Source organism: Pseudomonas sp. S09G 359 (assembly GCF_002843605.1).
In the GTDB taxonomy this organism is placed as follows: Bacteria; Pseudomonadota; Gammaproteobacteria; order Pseudomonadales; family Pseudomonadaceae; genus Aquipseudomonas.
In genome coordinates, this window is sequence record NZ_CP025263.1 from 2,632,684 (window position 1) to 2,650,312 (window position 17,629).

General features: G+C 59.4%; 13 protein-coding genes. 7 read left to right on the forward strand and 6 right to left on the reverse strand.

Annotated elements, in window-relative coordinates; translation table 11 throughout:
- Positions 1-8 precede the first annotated feature (8 nt).
- Together macA and CXQ82_RS11835 are read left to right on the forward strand one after the other, a co-directional pair.
- Positions 9-1,160, forward strand: a complete 1,152-nt coding sequence (gene macA / locus CXQ82_RS11830) for a macrolide transporter subunit MacA (RefSeq protein WP_101269064.1) — start codon at positions 9-11, stop codon at positions 1,158-1,160.
- 3 nt (positions 1,161-1,163) lie between these two features.
- A complete protein-coding gene (locus CXQ82_RS11835; RefSeq protein ID WP_101269066.1) occupies positions 1,164-3,122 on the forward strand; it encodes a MacB family efflux pump subunit in 1,959 nt (652 codons plus the stop codon).
- Between the two features lie 77 nt (positions 3,123-3,199).
- Here the strand turns inward: CXQ82_RS11835 and CXQ82_RS11840 are convergent, their stop codons facing one another.
- The 4 genes from CXQ82_RS11840 to CXQ82_RS11855 form a co-directional block, all read right to left on the reverse strand.
- On the reverse strand, positions 3,200-4,129 hold the full coding sequence (locus CXQ82_RS11840; RefSeq protein ID WP_101269069.1) for a hypothetical protein: 930 nt from the start codon (positions 4,127-4,129) through the stop codon (positions 3,200-3,202).
- A 186-nt stretch (positions 4,130-4,315) separates the two neighbouring features.
- Positions 4,316-7,552: a hypothetical protein gene (locus tag CXQ82_RS11845; RefSeq protein WP_157832152.1), complete on the reverse strand. Its 3,237-nt coding sequence runs from the start codon at positions 7,550-7,552 to the stop codon at positions 4,316-4,318.
- A gap of 239 nt (positions 7,553-7,791) precedes the next feature.
- Positions 7,792-8,469: a helix-turn-helix transcriptional regulator gene (locus tag CXQ82_RS11850; RefSeq protein ID WP_101269074.1), complete on the reverse strand. Its 678-nt coding sequence runs from the start codon at positions 8,467-8,469 to the stop codon at positions 7,792-7,794.
- Between the two features lie 141 nt (positions 8,470-8,610).
- Complete coding sequence (locus CXQ82_RS11855; RefSeq protein ID WP_101269076.1) at positions 8,611-9,855, reverse strand: methionine gamma-lyase; 1,245 nt, start codon at positions 9,853-9,855, stop codon at positions 8,611-8,613.
- 123 nt (positions 9,856-9,978) lie between these two features.
- Between CXQ82_RS11855 and CXQ82_RS11860 the strand changes: the two genes are divergently transcribed.
- The 5 genes from CXQ82_RS11860 to CXQ82_RS11885 all read left to right on the forward strand — a co-directional run bounded on the left by CXQ82_RS11860 (position 9,979) and on the right by CXQ82_RS11885 (position 15,357).
- Complete coding sequence (locus CXQ82_RS11860) at positions 9,979-10,449, forward strand: Lrp/AsnC family transcriptional regulator (RefSeq protein ID WP_101269078.1); 471 nt, start codon at positions 9,979-9,981, stop codon at positions 10,447-10,449.
- A gap of 834 nt (positions 10,450-11,283) precedes the next feature.
- Positions 11,284-11,874: an antibiotic biosynthesis monooxygenase gene (locus CXQ82_RS11870; RefSeq protein WP_101269081.1), complete on the forward strand. Its 591-nt coding sequence runs from the start codon at positions 11,284-11,286 to the stop codon at positions 11,872-11,874.
- On the forward strand, positions 11,871-13,709 hold the full coding sequence (locus CXQ82_RS11875) for an amidohydrolase (RefSeq protein WP_101269083.1): 1,839 nt from the start codon (positions 11,871-11,873) through the stop codon (positions 13,707-13,709). The genes CXQ82_RS11870 and CXQ82_RS11875 overlap by 4 nt, the downstream gene beginning before the upstream one ends.
- Positions 13,710-13,739: 30 nt before the next feature.
- Positions 13,740-14,357 carry an isochorismate family cysteine hydrolase YcaC gene (gene ycaC, locus CXQ82_RS11880; protein ID WP_101269087.1) on the forward strand — a complete coding sequence of 206 codons (618 nt, stop codon included), beginning with the start codon at positions 13,740-13,742 and terminating at the stop codon, positions 14,355-14,357.
- A 118-nt stretch (positions 14,358-14,475) separates the two neighbouring features.
- Entirely contained in the window at positions 14,476-15,357 is an 882-nt protein-coding gene (locus tag CXQ82_RS11885; RefSeq protein WP_101269089.1) for a LysR family transcriptional regulator, read from the forward strand.
- Here the strand turns inward: CXQ82_RS11885 and CXQ82_RS11890 are convergent.
- Together CXQ82_RS11890 and CXQ82_RS11895 are read right to left on the reverse strand one after the other, a co-directional pair.
- Entirely contained in the window at positions 15,344-16,381 is a 1,038-nt protein-coding gene (locus CXQ82_RS11890) for an AraC family transcriptional regulator (RefSeq protein ID WP_101269091.1), read from the reverse strand. The two genes, CXQ82_RS11885 and CXQ82_RS11890, sit on opposite strands and share 14 nt — an antisense overlap.
- Position 16,382: 1 nt before the next feature.
- On the reverse strand, positions 16,383-17,297 hold the full coding sequence (locus CXQ82_RS11895; protein ID WP_101269094.1) for a GGDEF domain-containing protein: 915 nt from the start codon (positions 17,295-17,297) through the stop codon (positions 16,383-16,385).
- Between the last annotated feature and the right edge of the window lie 332 nt (positions 17,298-17,629).

Here is a 17,629-nt window from a genome sequence, read left to right on the forward strand (position 1 = left end):
GTACTCCTATGCCAAAGTCAAAATTCAAAAAAATCAGCATCCTGGCGGCGTTGACCATCGCCATCGGCCTGGCGGTCTACGCAATACAGGCCCCCGCCGACGCCCCCCAATACCTCACCGCCACCACCGAGCGCGGTGATATCGAAAACGCCGTCCTGGCCACCGGCGTCCTCGAAGGCATCAAACAAGTCGACGTCGGTGCCCAAGTCTCCGGCCAGCTCAAGTCGCTGAAGGTAAAAGTCGGCGACAAAGTAAAAAAAGGCCAATGGCTAGCTGAAATCGACCCGCTGATCCTGCAAAACACCCTGCGCAAAGCCCAGGTCGACGAAGAAAACCTGCAGGCCCAGCGCCGCGCCACGGCGGCCCAACTCCGGCAGGCCAAGTCCGTGTATGACCGCTACAAGGGCCTGCAGGTTGATGAATCGGTCTCGCGCCAGGATTTCGAAGACGCCGAATCCACCTTCCAGGTGCAACAAGCCAACCTGCTGTCCCTGGATGCGCAGATCAAAAGCGCGCATATCCAGATCGACACCGCCAAGATCAACCTGGCCTACACCCGCATCGTCGCGCCCATCGACGGCGATGTGGTGGGTATCGTCACCCAGGAAGGCCAGACCGTGATCGCCAACCAGCTGGCGCCGGTGCTGCTCAAGCTGGCGGACCTGGACACCATGACCGTCAAGGCGCAGGTTTCCGAGGCCGATGTGATCCATATCAGCCCCGGCCAGCAGGTGTATTTCACCATCCTCGGCGAGGCCGACAAGCGCTACTACGCCAAGCTGCGTGGCACCGAACCGGCGCCGCAGAACTTCCTCGAAACCCAGACCGCCGGTACACCCAAGCAGAACAGCGCGGTGTTCTACAACGCGTTGTTCGATGTGGCCAACCCGGATCATCGCCTGCGCATCGCCATGACCGCCCAGGTGCGTATCGTGCTCGACACCGCCCAGGCGGCGCTGATGGTGCCGGTGGCGGCGCTGGGTGCGCGCAACAACGATGGCAGTTACCCGCTGCGGGTGCTGGATGCCAAGGGCCGGGCGGTGTCTCGCGAGGTGAAGACCGGTATCAATAACAACGTCAAGGTGCAGATCCTGGAAGGCCTGGCCGAAGGCGATAAAGTCGTGATCGGCGATGCGTCGCCCGCCGTGGCGGGGAACTGAGCCATGAGCCAGCCACTGTTGGAACTCAAGGGCATCACCCGCAGTTTTATCGCCGGCGAGCGTGAGTTCATTGCGCTGAAGGGCATCGACCTGACCATTCAGGCCGGGGAGATGGTCGCGATCATCGGCGCGTCCGGGTCGGGCAAATCCACCCTGATGAATATCCTCGGCGGCCTGGACTACGCCACGGCCGGCAGCTACAAGATCAACGGCATCGAAACCCGTTCGTTGGGCGATGAACAACTGGCCGAACTGCGCCGCGATTACTTCGGTTTTATCTTCCAACGCTACCATTTGCTCGCGCACTTGAGTGCGTTGCACAACGTGGAAATGCCGGCGATCTACGCCGGCACGCCGCAAACCCAGCGCCATAGCCGCGCCGGGGAATTGCTCACGCGCCTGGGCCTGGCCGGGCATACCACGCACCGGCCGAGCCAGCTCTCCGGTGGCCAGCAGCAACGGGTGAGTATCGCCCGCGCCTTGATGAATGGCGGCGAAGTGATCCTTGCCGACGAACCCACCGGCGCCCTCGACACCCACAGCGGCAAGGAGGTGATGCGCATCCTCGCGGAGCTGCACGCCGCCGGGCACACAGTGATTATCGTCACCCACGACCCCAAGGTGGCGGCGAATGCCCAGCGCATTGTCGAGGTGTGTGATGGCGAGATCGTCAGTGACAAGGCCAATCAGAGTATCGGCCTGGAACTGCCCAGCGACGCGCCGATAGAGCCCAAACGCAGCGGCGCGCGGCGCCTGGTGGCGAGCCTGGGGTTGTTCAAGGAAGCCTTCAACATGGCCTGGGTCGCGCTGGTGTCCCATCGCATGCGGACCTTGCTGACCATGCTCGGTATCGTCATCGGCATCACCTCGGTGGTGTCGATCTCGGCCATCGGCGAGGGCGCCAAGCGTTATGTGCTCAAGGACATCCAGGCGATTGGCAGCAACACCATCGATATCTTTTCCGGCACCAGCTTTGGTGACAGTCGCGCGTCGGCCATCGAGACGCTGATGCCGTCGGATGTGGACGCGTTGAACCAGCTGTATTACGTCGACAGCGCCACTCCGGTGGTGGGCCGTAACCTGTTGCTGCGCTTTGGCAATATCGACCTGGATGCGCAGGTCAACGGGGTCAGCGACCGTTACTTCAAGGTCAAGGGCCTGAAGCTCGAAGCTGGGATTTCTTTCAGCGACAGCGATGCACGGCGCCAGGCCCAAGTGGTGGTGATCGACCACAACACCCGCCATCGTCTGTTCGGGCCGAATATCGACCCGCTCGGCCAGGTGATCCTGGTCGGTAACCTGCCGTGCACGGTAATCGGGGTAACCGCCGAGAATAAAAACATGTTCGCCGCCAGCAAAGCGTTGAACGTATGGGTGCCGTATGAAACGGCGGCGGGGCGCCTGTTGGGCCAGCGCCATCTGGACAGCATTACCGTGCGCATCAAGGACGGCCAGCCGAGCAAGGTGGTGGAAGAGAACGTCAATAAGCTCATGCTGCAACGCCACGGCACCAAGGATTTCTTCACCAACAACCTCGACAGCATCATGCAGACGGTGCAGAAAACCAGCCGCTCCCTGGCGTTGCTGTTGTCGCTGATTGCGGTGATTTCCTTGCTGGTGGGCGGCATCGGGGTGATGAATATCATGCTGGTGTCGGTCACCGAGCGCACCCGCGAAATCGGTATTCGCATGGCAGTGGGCGCGCGGCAATCGGATATTCGCCAGCAATTTCTGGTGGAGGCGGTGATGGTGTGCCTGATCGGCGGGCTGATCGGGATCTCGTTGTCTTACGCGTTGGGCTTTCTGTTTTCGGTGTTTGTGAAGGAATGGGAAATGGTGTTTTCGGTCGGCTCGATAGTCACCGCGTTTGCCTGTTCGACGCTGATCGGCATTGTGTTTGGCTTTGTGCCGGCAAGGAATGCGGCGCGGTTGGATCCGATTGAGGCGCTGGCGCGGGACTGAGTTGCAGGCGCCAGCATGCCGGCTCCTGCGCGTTCCTTTTGCTTCAGGGGCATAAGAACTCAGGCACATGCAGGTGATTACGCAGCTTTGGTTACCAGTTTGTTTTTCATTTCGAGGAACAATGCTGAAAGCACTGCCAGCCTGGAATCGATACCTAAGACGCGACTCTCGATGTCGTCTTCCGGGGCACCGGTTGACGCAAGCTGAAAGGGAATATCGAGTTCTTTTGCCAGGGCTCCAATCTCCTGCTCAACGTGATCAACCATCTCCTCAAGGCTATCCAAGCGCTCATCATTCGTCTGCGCCAGCCATTGCAGGCTTGGTTTTACGAGGGGAGCACCGCGCAGAGTGCCCAATGTATTCAAGGCCTGAAAAACGTCACGTTGGCTCTGTTCGACCAACCGCCCTTCAGCAAGACTTTGCTCTGTTGCCCCAGGCGATTCCGGGTTGATAAGGTTTTTTGTACCCTGATTAAGAATGTTGATGGTGACGAACGCGATGATCGTAACAGGCAGCGTGACCGACCCGTTGACGAGTGCGGTTTTATAGGCATTTTTGAAGCTGAAGGGGGTCTGCGCAGTCTTCACTTCTGCGTCGGCTTTGACCAGTGCTTCTGAGTTGTCTTGCAGCTTTTTTGAAGAAAAATGCTCAACTTCGGCTCCGTTTACGCGACCGGAAACGGGTTGATCAAACAACTTGTCACGGACACTTGCGTCTTGACGGGCTTGCCACTCCCGTTGTTGTTTTGCTTTGTATTCAGCTAATTGTGGGTCGATAGCTGTGTCGGCAGTATCGGTCGAAGTTTTCTGACCACTTGCCTGCCCTTTCGTGCCGAAACTTTCAACGTTTTTGTCGACAGCTCTTTGATCGAATGCCCGACTGCTCGTGCTTGGCGGGGAACTTGAAGCGCTGGATCCGGCAGTCGCCAGGGCTTTTGATGGGGGCGGAGAATCTGCGCGTTTTAAGGTGCCAGTTGCGTCGCTGAAAATAGAGCTTATACGAGTCATAGTCTTGCCTTATGAGTAATTTACATAGGAAAGCTATCCGTTTCTTTCAGGTTTTAAGTGGCAAAAGTGGCGAGGGACGTTCCGTCGACAGTTATAACGATGGAACGTTCGGCATGCTCCTTTGTTACACAGTAATACTGCGCGAGGCTGAATGACTTTCAGGTAGAGCTGGAGGTGTCAGTAAGTTCAGGGTGCATCCAGTGAACCAAATTGCAGGAGCTGAACACCGTAGGGCACCTTAGTGACGGTGTTGTACGCATACCAACTTCCTTTTTTTAGTATCGCGACCGTGGGGTGCCATCGCGCATCAGTCTCTGAGAGGAAAAAACCTTTGGCGATGGCATTTTCTTTGTATACCTGGCTGACACGATAGTGATCATGCTTGCCTTTTAATCGTGATAATACGGCGTTGGAATTTTTTGTAAGATATTGGATGTCTTTATAGCCGGCGTTCGCAGCCTTGTTTAGGTTTTTGGTAATGTTATGTACGTCGATAATACCCACGGATTCCCCGGCACCGGCGATAAGGCCGCTTTTAATGATGTTGAATCCACCGCGTCCGGCCTTGTACGCTTTACGGCCAGCCATTGCGCCGGGAATGATAAAACCCAGCGCGTCGAAACCAATATCAAAAACTGCACCTGATACATTACCTTTGATCGCATGTTGAATGCCGTCGTAAAAAGGGATAATACTGAGGAATAGCCTTTTAAGTTTGGCGTCAAAGGCTTTACCTTTTTCCAGTTCGGTGACGCCTTTGGCGGTCAGCTCAAGCGCGTCATAGTCACGGGTGAAAAACTCACCCGGGATGAGACCTAATGCCCCGGCCCTATCGGAAAAATAGGTGCCGGGTAGCGTGTCGCTATCCTCAGGTTTTTCAGGCACATCACTAATCTCTCCAACATGGGAAAATAAGACGTTGGACTCGGTTTTTTGCGTTTTTTTCGGCTCGGCATAATAAACGCTGTCATCTATATCAAGCCGAATGCCGGCGGGATTGAAATTTGGGCTCCACTGTTTTTTAGGGTTTTCCGGCAAGGTGTTGGGGAAGCCTTCAGCCGGGGTCAATGTTGCCTGGCCCGGCAGGTAGTTATAGTAGTCAACGCCTCCATTTTTCTTTTCTACGCGCATGAGCAGCGCATGCCTGCCTTTTAGTTTTTCAGATTCCTCGTCACTGTATTTTTCGGGTTTGAAAACAGGTCGTCCGAAAAGATGGATTTTCTTTCCCTTGGTGTAAGGGCGGTGCAGCTCATGAAAGCTGATACGTGCATTTTTTATACTGTCCTGCTCAGTCCAGGGTAACAAAGACAACTGATACTTGAACTGAATGGCGATGGCATGTTCATGAGACTGCCGGTAAGTCTGAAATTTTTCAGCGAACTTGGTTTTTATGTCCGGCTCGAGTTGTGCAAGGCGCGAACTTATCTGGTCGAATGGGAGGTTGTATTTGTCGTTCGACTCCCAGCCCTTTGGGTCGATAGGGCCGGTCATGTATATGTCCAGTAAAGAGACAGGTGTGTGCTTGACCCACGGACGCTCCAGAACCTCCAAGGTTGGGTCGATGTTGGGAAATACCCGCTTCAGTTCGGCCAGCGCTATCTCTTCTCGAGTGGGCGCGGGCGAGTTCAAGATTTTGCTTGCCCATTCAAGCTCTTTTTGCTGTTTGTTCAATGCCGTCAGTGCGAGCGTGAACACGCTGGGCGTATAAGCATGACCTGCATTAGGTTTGATTACCCCATTCGCAATGCCCCAGGCAATAACCGGCAAGCGTACAGCCGAGTTGAGCTGGTCGTCGCTTTCCAGTGAGACAGAAGGGGCGGAACCAAAGGCCATCACTTGGCTAAACGTCATGTTCGCTAGCGCACCGGGAACTTGCTGCTCTATGCGTGAAGCCTCTATGGCAAAATTTGCCCAGGTATGAGAGCCATAGACAAGATGCGGCGGCACGTTTTTAACCAGAAACTCTGGGGCAGCGGTGGCTAACAATAAGCGCGCTGCGATAGGTGCGCCTTCAACTCCAACCTTGCCTTCAAGGTGCAGGGTAAAGCGCCTGACAATCTCGGCATGCGAGGCGCCGGCATTCTCGATGCTGTACAGGTCATAACCTGCAAGATTGAACGGCGACTTGCCGACCCCTGGATCAAGTTCCTGGACAAGTGCCGCACTCACGCTTTCAATTGCGCTGGTAGGTGTGTCGATTATCTTGAGTGCCGCTTGTATTTTCTTGCCCAACTCCAGGGCTTCGGGTGATCGAATCAACTGGTCCAACGCCACGGACGGATTGTCCCGGATGGCGATCCGGGTGCTCTCTGGAAGATTGCCAAGCAACCGGCTCAACAACGTGGCGGCTACAGGGCTGGTCTGTGAGGTCGTGGGTTGACTCGCGTGTTGCGTCATCCACTGTTTTACCTGGGTATTCATCCTGCGAAGCGCAGTAGCGCCCAGTAAACCCGCCATTGGCCTGACCCCACCAGACGCTGCCCCGGGCGCTCGGTGGGCCAGATCGAAAGACAGCGCCATCGCCAGGCCGAATGCTTGTTCACTGTTGGTCGGCACCTTGGTTCCATCGCTTTGCAGCAATTGGGCGAGGCTCATCCTACTGCGCTGCGTGCTTTTGAACAGCGCAGAGCGGGGGTCGATGGGGATCTGGACCTTGTCGAGATCAACGCGCCCATTCACGTCGTCAACCTGGGACTTGAGTGCTGTAATCATGGCGTGTCGGTTCGCGTCATCCCCCAGCGTCTGCGCCTGCGTGGACAGGGCTTCCTCGGAGCGCGCCGACAAATAGCTGTCAGGCATCCTGAAGCTTGGGTTTTCTCTTATCTGCCTGACGCGCGTTGCCGCCTGTGCCGGGGTTGGGTTTATGGGTTCGCCATAAAATTGCGCAACGATAGGCGCCGGTATCTGACCCTCTCGTCCGTACCAGGGGAATCGCACTTCCTGACCCGGTTCGGGGGCGAATCGCTTGAGGATTGACATCAGCGTGCGGGAAATATCGGCCCATCCCGAATCGTCGGATGCGCAAAACGTTTTCAACTGACCGTTTACATAGCCTCTGACCTGCCCTTGGGAAGGGATGAACGTCAATGTGGTCTCTTCAAGCTGCTGCTCTTGAAGCCACTCGCGAAACCCCGGGTCCATAAACGCGTCATCCAACTGCAGATACCAGCGGCCCAATGTGGAGTCCGGATGGATGTCAACGCGGGGCTGTTGAACCCAGTCTTTAGCGGGGCCACTGCTTAATGTTTTCGCGAACGACGTTGCCACCTGCGCATCACCTGCGGCGCGAAGGTCGGCATTGCGCTTTTCTGACGGTGGGCTGACAGCAACGGCTTGATGGGGCGCAGGCGGCACCAGCGCCTCTACAGGTGTGGCGGACGGTAAGGGCGACAGGGGGGGTGGAGATATTTGCTGGATATTCATGACTGACCCTCTGGAGCGCATTCCGATAGTTGCGGAATATCTATACGCACTGAGTGGGCGGTACACGAAAAAGATGTTGTGGGAAGACTCTTTATTTCAGTAGCGATACTGCTACAGCGCACGTCTGAAAATTATTGAAGCATCAACGCTGGGTGGCGGGTGCCTACGCCCGACGTCTTAACGGGCGTGCCAGCCCACTCCCACAGTGGGCATGCAATCCGCACTGTGGGAGCGGTTTCTCAGAGGAGCGTGGAGGCACCGTCCTCAGTCGAATACATCCACCGCAACAACGAATGCCGCCCGCTGATCCCCAGCTTGATTGCTGCACGTTTCAGGTAGCTCTCAATGGTGTTGACCTTCAACGCCAACTGCTCTGCCAACTCCGGCGCGGTACGCCCGGCCAGCAGGCCCACGCACACCTCCAGCTCACGGTTGGACAAGGTCAACCCGGATTGCACCAGGCGCTCTTCAATACGCCGGCGCAAGGTTTCTATGCCCTGGTTTTCTGTGGGCACCGGAGGGCTGTCCTGGCGGCAAGGCTGGATCGCCGTGATGTGTTTTTCCACCATGGGCAACAGCAAGGTGGAGAAGTCCTGCAGCAGGCTGCGCTCCTGGGGCGAAAAGCTTTTGGACTGGTGCGAGCGGTACACCGACAGCACGTAGCGCATGTCGTCCTTGTGGTGGGTAAGGTGCAATTGCGCGGCGGGCTGTTCCTCGCCCAGGGCCGCCATGGAATCGGTGTAGACCGGGCTGATCTTGCGCTGGGTGTGGCCTTCGCAATTGACCCGTAGTTGGGTGATATGGGTGGCGTCCACTGCCAATTGGGTGAGGATGAGGTCATGCAGCATGCGTGGGAAATGGCGACTGCCGGTGCTGGCGATGACCTTGCCTATATGTGGGAACAGGTGTGAGTTCATCAATTCGTCCATGAGTTTCGGGTGCAGGGACTTATGCTAGTACACCCTGGCGGCGCGATGGGGATCCAATTTGGAAAAAATCGATGAAAGTGGTCGGACTGGTCCGGCCACAGTTGTAGGAAATAACGTCAGGCTTAAGGCCTATCGCCCGGCATGTGCTGTCAATGCACTCTGACGTTGACGCGTACGGGTACTTTTGGCCAGTGCCTGCTGCACATCCGCCAGCAGGTCGGCCACGTCCTCCAGGCCCACCGACAAGCGCACCAGCCCTTCGCTGATGCCGTGGTGCGCGCGTTCTTCCGGGGTGTAGGTGGAGTGAGTCATGCTCGCCGGGTGTTGGGCCAGTGACTCGGCGTCGCCCAGGCTGACCGCGCGGGTAAACAGGTTCAGGGCGTTCATGAAGCGCCGGCCGGTTTCGATGCCACCTTTGAGTTCAAAGGCAATCATGCCGCCGGGCAGTTTCATCTGCCGCATCGCCAATTCGTATTGTGGGAAAGAGCGCAGTCCCGGGTAGGTCACCCACGCCACGGCCGGGTGAGCCTGCAACGCTTCGGCCACCGCTTGAGCGTTGCTGCAATGGCGGTCCATGCGCAGGGCCAGGGTCTTGAGGCCGCGCATCAGCAGGGCCGCGTCCTGGGGCGACATCACGGCGCCGGTCAAATCCTTGAGGCCTTGCAGGCGAATGCGTTGGGCCAGGGCCTGGCTGCTCACGGCGATGCCGGCGGTGATATCGCCGTGGCCGCTGAGGTACTTGGTGGCCGAGTGCACCACCACATCGGCGCCCAGGTCGAGGGGGCGTTGCAGGTAGGGCGTGCAGTAGGTGTTATCGACTACCACGGTGACGTTGGGGCGCTGGTGGGCGAGGGCGGCCACGGCGCTGATATCGACCATTTGCAGGTTGGGGTTGGCGGGGCTTTCGCAGTAGATCATGCGGGTGGCGGGGCCGAGCGCGGCTTGCAAGGCCGCGAGGTCGGTGAGGTCGACATGCCGCACCTTGACCCCGAACTCGCCGATGCCGTGATGCAGCAGGGCGAACGTGCAGCCGTAGAGGGTCTGGCTGACGATCACTTCATCGCCCGGGCGCAGCAGCGTCCAGAACGTCGCGGCAATCGCGCCCATGCCGGAGCTGAATGCCACCGCCGCCTCGCCGTTTTCCAGGGTGGCCATGCGCGATTCGAGCAGCGCCAGGGTGGGGTTGGATATCCGCGTGTAGAAGTGGCCGTCGGCAGCACCGGCAAAACAGGCGGCGCCGTATTCGGCGGTGGGGAAGGCGAAGGTGGCCGACAGGTAGATTGGCGGCACAAGTGCGCCGTGGTGGTCCTTGGGATCGTAGCCGTGGTGGATGGCACGGGTAGAGAAGCCGAATGTATTGTGTTTATTGTTCATGTAGGACTCTCCTTATTTCCTACAATGCTATGCTCATAACCACGGATGAATTTTGCAATTTTTGCTGATAAGTTCGGGATTGTTGGATGGATTTGCTATGAAAACAATAATCAGAGGCAAGATATGCCCGTGAGTTTGGATCGCACTGACAAAGCGCTTTTAAACGCGTTGCAGGGTAACGCCCGTTTAACGGTTGCCGAGCTGGCCGACCGGGTGTCCCTGACCACTTCACCGTGCTGGCGCCGGGTGCGTAATCTGGAAGAGAGCGGGGTGATCAGCGGATATCAGGCGATACTCTCGCCCAAGGCGCTGGGGTATGGGGTGACAGCGTTTGTCAGCATCATGATGGACAGCCATACCCAGGAAATCGCTCGGGCGTTTGAGCAGCGGTTGCTGGAGATTCCTGAGGTTGTGGCGTGCCATAACGTGTCGGGGCGCTATGACTTTCTGCTGGAGGTGGTGGCCAAAGACCTGGAGTCGTTTGGGGAGTTTGCGCGGGAGGTGTTGCAGACGTTGCCGTGCGTTAAGGAGATTTATTCGAGTTTTTCTTATAAGTCGGTGCGGGCGTTGCGGGTGATTCCGTTGCCCGGGTGAGTGGGTGTATATCCGTTATTTGGGTAACGGCTGATATTGGTTCCGCTCTTACAGCGGGTCACTTTTGGAAGGACCCAAAAGTAACCAAAAGGTCCTCGCCCCACCACTCGGCACCTCGCTTAGGCTCGGTGTGCCCATAATCCGACAGTGATTTGGGGGGCCGCCGCCACGCGCCATCCATGGCGCGGGGCGGCTAAACCGGCATCCCTGCCGGTTTACCCCCCAAATCACTGTCGAATTCCGGCCAGCGTGGTTGACGGGGCGATTTCAGATCAAAATCAAAAGCCAAAGCAGATCAAAAGCAGAGCACGGCGGCCTAGTAGCCGACCTGAGTGGTTAGATCAAAAGCGCTGTTGCTCTGCTGTGTTTTTGCTGTGGCCCTTACATCCTTTTCGCTGACGAAGTCAGCGGTCTTTTGATCTGCGCTGTTGATCTTGATCTTGATCTTAGGCGCCCCGTTAAACACGCTGGCCGAACGCAGGCTTGAATCCGTGGGTAACCCGGCAGGACGCCGGGTTAGCCGCGATGGGCCAGGGATGGCCCATGGCGGCGGCCCACGGATTCAAGCCGGAGTGAGGGCACACCGAGCCTAGGCGAGGTGCCGAGTGTTGGGGCAAGAGCCCTTTTGGTTACTTTTGGGGCTCTTTTCCAAAAGTGACCCGCTGTAAGAGCGGAACCAATAGCCGCCGTTACCGCAGCAACGGATATGTACACCGACAAACCGACAAACCGACAAACCGACAAACCGCCAAACAGCACGTACATCCAATTTTCCCTCCCCCCATCGCGGCAAACTCCCTGCATCGCTGAAACTTCAAGGCAGAGGGGCACCCCATGGAACCAGCACCCAAGACAGGGCCTGACGAAGTCGTCACCCTGGTGGTCAAACACCTGATCAAAGCCGGCCGGGAGGCCGACTACGAAGCCTGGCTACGCCGCATCGTGCGCATCGCCGGCGAGCGCCCGGGCCACCTCGGTGTTGACGTGGTACGCAGCAAACAGGCGGGCCTGGCCCTGTTCACCTGCATATTGCGCTACCGCTCCACCGATGACCTGGAAACCTGGCTCGACTCCCCCGAGCGCAAAACCCTGATCACCGAAGCCACCCCCATGCTGGCCGACGGCGACAACACCGAAATCGGCGCAGTCAACGAATTCTGGTTCAACCCCGAAACTGAACACGCCGCGAAGCCGCCGCGCTGGAAGCAGGCGGTGGTCACCCTGTGTGTAATCCTGCCGCTGACCCTGCTGGTACCGATCGTGTGGGGGCCGATCCTGCGCCTGCACCCGTTCCTGTCCAATTACGTGGTCGCCACCTTCCTGGTCACCGTGACCATCGTGTTGCTGGTGGTCTACCTGCTGATGCCGGCGGCCACCCGCCTGTTCGCTCCCTGGCTTGAAGCCTCTGTAAAGGAAACCCTATGAACGCCGATCTGATTCTGTTCAATGGCCAATTCCACACTGTGGACCGTGAAAACCCGCGCGCAACCGCCGTCGCCATCAGCCAGGGGCGGTTCGTGGCCGTCGGTACCGACGGTGAAGCCATGGCCCTGCGTGGCAGTGGTACCCAGGTCATCGACCTCAAGGGCCGCACCGTGATCCCCGGCCTCAACGACTCGCACCTGCACCTGATCCGTGGCGGGCTGAACTACAACCTCGAACTGCGCTGGGAAGGCGTACCGTCCCTGGCCGATGCCCTGCGTATGCTCAAGGACCAGGCCGACCGTACCCCCACGCCGCAATGGGTGCGCGTGGTCGGTGGCTGGAACGAATTCCAGTTTGCCGAAAAACGCATGCCGACCCTGGAAGAGCTCAACCAGGCCGCGCCTGACACCCCGGTGTTCGTGCTGCACCTGTATGACCGCGCCTTGCTCAACCGCGCCGCCCTGCGCGTGGCCGGCTACACCAAGGACACGCCGAACCCGCCGGGTGGCGAGATCGTGCGTGACAGCAACGGCAACCCCACCGGCATGCTGGTGGCGCGGCCCAACGCGATGATCCTGTATTCCACGCTCGCCAAGGGCCCGAAACTGCCCCTGGAATATCAGGTCAACTCAACCCGCCAGTTCATGCGCGAACTCAATCGCCTGGGCCTCACCAGTGCGATCGACGCCGGCGGTGGTTTCCAGAACTACCCCGATGACTACGCGGTGATCGAGCAACTGGCCAAGGACCAACAGCTGACAGTACGCATCGCCTACAACCTGTTCACCCAGAAGCCCAAGGAAGAGCTCAGCGACTTCAAGAACTGGACCGGCAGCGTCACCCTGCATCAGGGCGATGACTACCTGCGCCACAACGGCGCCGGCGAGATGCTGGTGTTTTCGGCCGCCGACTTCGAAGACTTCCTTGAGCCGCGCCCCGACCTGCCGCTGACCATGGAGCAGGAACTGGAACCGGTGGTGCGCCACTTGGTGGAGCAGCGCTGGCCGTTCCGCCTGCACGCCACCTATGACGAATCCATCTCGCGCATGCTCGACGTGTTCGAGAAGGTCAACCGCGACATCCCCTTCAATGGCTTGCCGTGGTTCTTCGACCACGCCGAAACCATCACTCCGAAAAACATCGAGCGCGTGCGTGCCCTTGGCGGCGGTATTGCGATCCAGGACCGCATGGCGTTCCAGGGCGAGTACTTCGTTGAGCGCTACGGTGCCAAGGCGGCTGAGGCCACGCCCCCGATCAAGCGCATGCTCGCTGAAGGCGTACCGGTAGGCGCGGGCACCGATGCCACCCGAGTGTCCAGCTACAACCCGTGGACCTCGCTGTACTGGATGGTCAGCGGGCGCACCGTGGGTGGCCTGGAGTTGCACGCCGAAGGCCTGCCGCGCCTCACCGCGTTGGAGCTGTTCACCCATGGCAGCGCCTGGTTCTCGTCCGAGCAGGGCAAGAAAGGCCAGATCAAGGTCGGCCAATTGGCGGATGTCGCCGCGCTGTCGGCGGACTTTTTCAGCGTCGATGAAGAAGCCATCAAATGGATCGAATCGGTACTCACCGTAGTCGGCGGCAAGGTGGTGTACGGCGCCGGCGACTTCGAAGATTTCGCACCACCACGCGTGCCGGTGCTGCCGGACTGGTCGCCGGTGGTGAAAGTGCCGGGTCACTGGCGTCCGACGTCGCCACTGCAAGCGCAAGTTCACCAGTGCAGCGGCCCGTGCGGCGTGCACTCCCACAGCCACGAGAAAGCCCGGCTTTCCAGCGCGCCCGTCAGCGACTTCCAGGGGTTCTGGGGTGCATTCGGCTGCTCGTGCTTTGCGTTCTGATTACCCAAACCCCCGTTAGGAGATAACCCCATGGCTTACAATCGTTTGAACAAAGATGACGCCGTCGTTCTGTTGGTCGATCACCAGACTGGCTTGATCTCCCTGGTGCAGGATTTCTCCCCGAACGAGTTCAAGAACAACGTGCTGGCCCTGGCCGATGTTGCCAAGTTCTTCAACCTGCCAACCATCCTGACCACCAGTTTTGAAGGTGGCCCCAACGGCCCACTGGTTCCAGAACTCAAGGCCCTGTTCCCGGACGCGCCGTACATTGCCCGCCCCGGCCAGATCAACGCGTGGGACAACGAAGACTTCGTCAAGGCCGTCAAGGCGACCGGCCGCAAGCAGATCATCATCGCCGGTGTGGTGACGGATGTGTGCGTAGCGTTCCCGACCCTGTGCGCCCTGGACGAAGGCTTCGAGGTGTTCGTCGTCACCGACGCTTCAGGTACTTTCAACGAAACCGTGCAACAGGCTGCCTGGGCACGTATGACCGCTGCCGGCGCACAACTGGTGAACTGGTTCTCCGTAGCGTGCGAGCTGCAAGTGGACTGGCGCAACGACATGGAAGGCCTGGCCAACCTGCTGTCGCCGCGCATCCCTAACTACCGCAACCTGATGAACAGCTACTCCGCATTCACGGCCAAATAAGCTGCCCTCCAGCCTGTAGGTAATCAGTGTGGGAGGGGGCAAGCCCCCTCCCACATTTGATTTGTAGTGCTGCGACCATGCGGTTATAAACCATCAAAATGTCCACCGAGAAGCGACAATGAACCCCTTCGAAGACATGCGCCTGTTCTGCCAGGTCATGGAATCCGGCAGCTTCACCGCCGCCGCCGAACAGCTGGGCCTGTCCAAGCAGTTTGTCAGCCGCCGCCTGATCCAGCTGGAAGACCGCCTCGGCGTGCGCCTGCTCAACCGGTCCACACGCCGCTTGGACGTAACGCCCCTGGGGCAGAGTTACTACGAATCCGCCTTGCGTCTGCTCAGTGAAGTGGAGCAAGTGGAGCAGGGCATCGCCGGCCAGAACAGCGAGCCGCGTGGCACCATTCGCCTCAGCGCGCCACTGTCATTTGCCATGGCTCACCTGGGCTGCCTGTTGCCGCTGTTTCTGCAGCGCAATCCCCAGGTCGCGGTAGAAGTCGACCTCAGCGACCGCCCCGTAGACCTGATCGGCGAAGGCTATGATTTGGTACTGCGCATCGGCACCCTGGAAGATTCCACCCTGATTGCCCGCCGCATCGCGAGCATCCCGCGTGTGTACTGCGCCAGCCCCGACTACCTGGCCCGGCGCGGCACCCCGCAGAAGCCCGATGACCTCGCCGAGCACGACTGCCTGCCCTATGGCCATGGCCGTCAGGTGCAATGGCGTTTCAAAGGCAAGCTGCAAGCGCTGAACGTGTGTGGGCGCATGCGGGTCAACAACGGTGACTTGCTGCGCGACACTGCCATTGCCGGCCTGGGGGTTACCTATTTGCCGACCTTTATCGTCGGCGACGCCTTGAAGGACGGGCGCCTGGTCAGTGTGCTGGATGACTTTGCGCCCGAAGACCTGACCCTGTCGGCGGTGTATCCCCAGCACCGGCAAAGCTCAAGGCCGGTGCAGGCGCTGGTAGATTTTTTGCGCGAGCAACTGGCTAGCGGCTGTTGAATAGCTGGCGGATCAGGTTCGGCGTGCTGCCGGTCCAACGCTTGAACGAGCGCCGGAAGTTTGCCGCATCGTTGAAGTTCAGGTACGCCGCCACTGCCTCATTGCTGTAGCCCTTGACCTGATACAGGTGCAACGCCACCTGCTTGCGTACCCGGTCGACCTGTTGCTGATAACCGGTGTCGTGCTTGTGCAGCTTGCGCTTGAAGGTCGCCGGGCTCATGGCGAAGGCCTGGGCAGCCTGTTCAAGGCTGGGGGGCTGGCGCACCTGGGCGTGCAGGTAGTCGTAGAGGCAGTCGAGAAAGCTACCGGTAAAGCCCAACTGGTCGATCTGCTCGCGGGCTTGTCGACGCGCGACCTGGCCGGCCGTGGCCGAGGCGCCAGGCCAGGCGCGAGTCAGGTATTCGCGGGGGATACAGAGCATGTCCAGCGGGCGCTCGAAGCGTGTGCCTTCACCCAGGTGCACCCAGTACTGTTCGACATAACGCGGCTCGGCATGGCTGAAACTGCACACCCAAGGCAGGCGCTCGCCACTGAGCCATTGGCTCATGGCAATCAGCGAGGTCATGCTTGCTTCCAGCAGAAAGCGCCAGTGTTCCCCGGCTCCGCAGTTGTCCAGCCAGTACAGGTAGGCGTGGTGCTCATCCAGCTCCAATTGCAGGGTCACCAGCGGGCTGAGCAGCACCTGTTGCTCGATGAGGATTTCCAGGGCCTGGTGCAGGTTTTGCGCATGCCCCAGGGCATGGCTGGCTGCGCCGTAATAGCCCGGTAACAAGCGCTGGCCGAATAGAAAACTGCTGTCGTCGGCGTCGAGTAACTTGCGGCTGTTGCCGATCAGCGCCAGAAACTGCTGCGGGCTCAACCGCGCGTTACCGGCCAGGATGTCTTCGTGGAACAACCCGGTGCCGCGCAGCAGGCGATGGCTGTCGATGTCGCGGGACAACGCCAGGTCGATCAGTGTGGCGGGCTGGTAGTGCCCGGGGATGAAGCGCGTATCCGCCTCATACCAAGCTGTTTTCACGGCCATCTCAGGCGCTTTTCGCCAGCGGTTGCTTGGCCCTGGCCAGCCCCAGGTTGAGGCGCTTGAGCAAGTCGTGGGGCGCTTCGTCCAGGGCCATTACCACAGCGGTGGTTGCGGCCAGTTGCAGGCGCTCACCGTGCAGGCGGGTTTTGTGCGCCAGGCCGCGTACCGCCTGCTGCAACTCCAGCGCGAGCCCTTGGGCCTGGTGCTCGCCGGTATTGGGCAGCAGCACCACAAAGCGGTCGCCCGCCAAGCGGCACAGCAGGTCCTGGCGGCGCAGGTTGAGCAACAGCAGATGGCTGAGGGCCTGGAGTACCGCGTCACCCTCGGTATGCCCGTAGGCCTGGTTGATGGCGGCGAAGTTGTCCAGGTCCAGGGCCACCAACGACAGCGGTTGTTGTCTCTCGCGGCTGTCGTGCAGGCTGTCGGCCAACTGGCGCTTGAGGTAATCGGCACCGGCCAGGGGCGTGAGTTTGTCGAACAGCCGATGCTCGCGGAACAACCGTTCGCGTTTTTCCATCTGCGCGCTGATCGCCAACTGCTCGCGGTGCCAGTGGTAGATGCCGATGGTCAGCAGGATCATACCCACCGGCATCGGCCCGGACTCCAGCCAATGGTCCCAGGTGATGCTATCGGGCAGGCGGATAAATTCGTCGAGGCTGTCGATCCACCAGGAAAAGAAGATGCACGACAGGCCCAGCGCCAGGTAATTGGTGACGCGCCCGGCGGGGCGGCTTTTCAGCACCAGGCCCAGCCAGACCAGGGCGAGCAGGGCCGAGCCGCCTTCGCCGAAGATGTCCAGCCACACCCATTCGCTGAAGCTTTTAAGCTCGCCGCAGGCCAGGTGCAGGATCAGCCCGGCGTTGGCGGCGATCAGCAACAAGGCGAGTTTCCAGCGATGGGGTTTGAGCACGGAAAACATGGCCGCGAGTCCTTGGATGATTCAGTCGTGGGCGCCAGCACAGCAGATGGATGTGACGGTTGCGTGACGGTGGGGGAGGGTCGAATCAGCTCAGCTCACCCGCGCGGCGGATCAAAAAATATGGGAAGGGGCTTGCCCCCGATAGCGGTGTATCAGCCAGCAGACAGGCCAACTGACCCACCGCTATCGGGGGCAAGCCCCCTCCCACAGTTGATCTGCGCAGGTCATTTCAGCTCATTCCGGGTTGATAACCCGATAAAACCCCCGGTTTACGGGCCTCGACGCCAACCCCTGTCACAGAACCGTCATCCCCCACCCCTAGCTTGCCCTCC